Origin of the sequence: Sphingobacterium sp. T2 (assembly GCF_000814685.1) — a bacterium.
In the GTDB taxonomy this organism is placed as follows: Bacteria; Bacteroidota; Bacteroidia; order Sphingobacteriales; family Sphingobacteriaceae; genus Sphingobacterium; species Sphingobacterium thermophilum.
In genome coordinates this window covers 1-1,105 of sequence record NZ_JXAC01000273.1, presented here as the reverse complement: position 1 = coordinate 1,105, position 1,105 = coordinate 1, and the positions used below count along the sequence as shown (strand labels likewise).

The 1,105-nt window shown below is 39.9% G+C and carries 1 protein-coding gene and 1 pseudogene; both read right to left on the bottom strand.

Annotated features, from left to right (window positions below; genetic code table 11):
- Positions 1-425, bottom strand: a pseudogene (locus tag SD31_RS15725) (hypothetical protein); the annotation flags it as partial.
- 149 nt (positions 426-574) lie between these two features.
- The gene (locus SD31_RS15720; protein ID WP_052259090.1) at positions 575-1,000 is read right to left on the bottom strand and encodes a UvrB domain 3-containing protein; all 426 of its coding nucleotides are present in this window, start codon (positions 998-1,000) and stop codon (positions 575-577) included.
- Positions 1,001-1,105: the final 105 nt, after the last annotated feature.

The window sequence follows — 1,105 nt, the reverse complement described above, 5'->3', positions numbered from 1 at the left end:
CGGATAGTTTGCGAAACAATACCGGATCTGTGTCGATATTTACCGTAATATATTTTGTAAGTAGCAGCGGCAATTTTTTCGGCTTTGGCTCGTGGACCGCTTATTTTACTCAATTCTTCTTCAAATGCTTCGGTATCCAGAATATTTATCGGCTCTACCAGTCTGATGATATCTTCGGTAATCACATGCTGATCTAATAATTTTTGCAACTGCTTTTCATACTGCGCAAAACTTATGGTATCGGCATAGGTGTTATTGGCAGCCACACGAATTTGGGCAAATTTCTTTAAAGCAGACTTGTATTCCTCCATGACAGCAGCAGGCGTCTGTTCGTGGAATTCGCGTGTGGACAAAGCAATCTTAAATATTCTGGAGAAAATACTGAATTTGGAATAAAATTCTTCTCTCAAGGCTTCATCTGCCAAGAGCGTGACATACTCATCGATATTGTGTTTATTTTTGATGCTTTTGAATAAATCCAGAACATCCGCATACGCTCTGGGTAGTTTTTCTACTTCGGCTTTGATATTTGTAAATTGCGCCTTTTAAATCTTCCGGATCAAAGCCATCTGTATTACCTGTCATAGGTTTCCATAGCTTCTTGTAACTCTTCCATAATGCCGGCATAGTCAATGATGTATCCATAATCTTTCCCAGGATACACACGGTTTACACGGGCAATGGCTTGCAACAATGTATGCTCTTTCAATTTTCTGCACAAATACATCACTATCGTTTGCGGCACATCGAAGCCAGTAAGCAATTTATCGATAACTATCAGCAATTCTATGCTTTCGCCCTTTTCATACTGCTGAATAATCATCTTATCTATATCATGGCCGTATTTTGTTTTGAGCATTTCATAATATTGCTGCACTTCGGGAGATTCTGAGCTATGCACATCTTCATTGTTCTCCCGCGTGTCCGGAGGAGACATGACAATTTCTGTCTTAACTTTTCCAATAAGGTCAAAGGCTTTTTTGTATTTAACAGCCGTCAATTTATCGGGGCAAACCACCATCCTCTGAATCCGGAATGCTGGCCTGTTTTGTCTAAGCCCCAATTCTCTTGGAAATGCTTGCTGATATCGAAGGCAATTTGATAA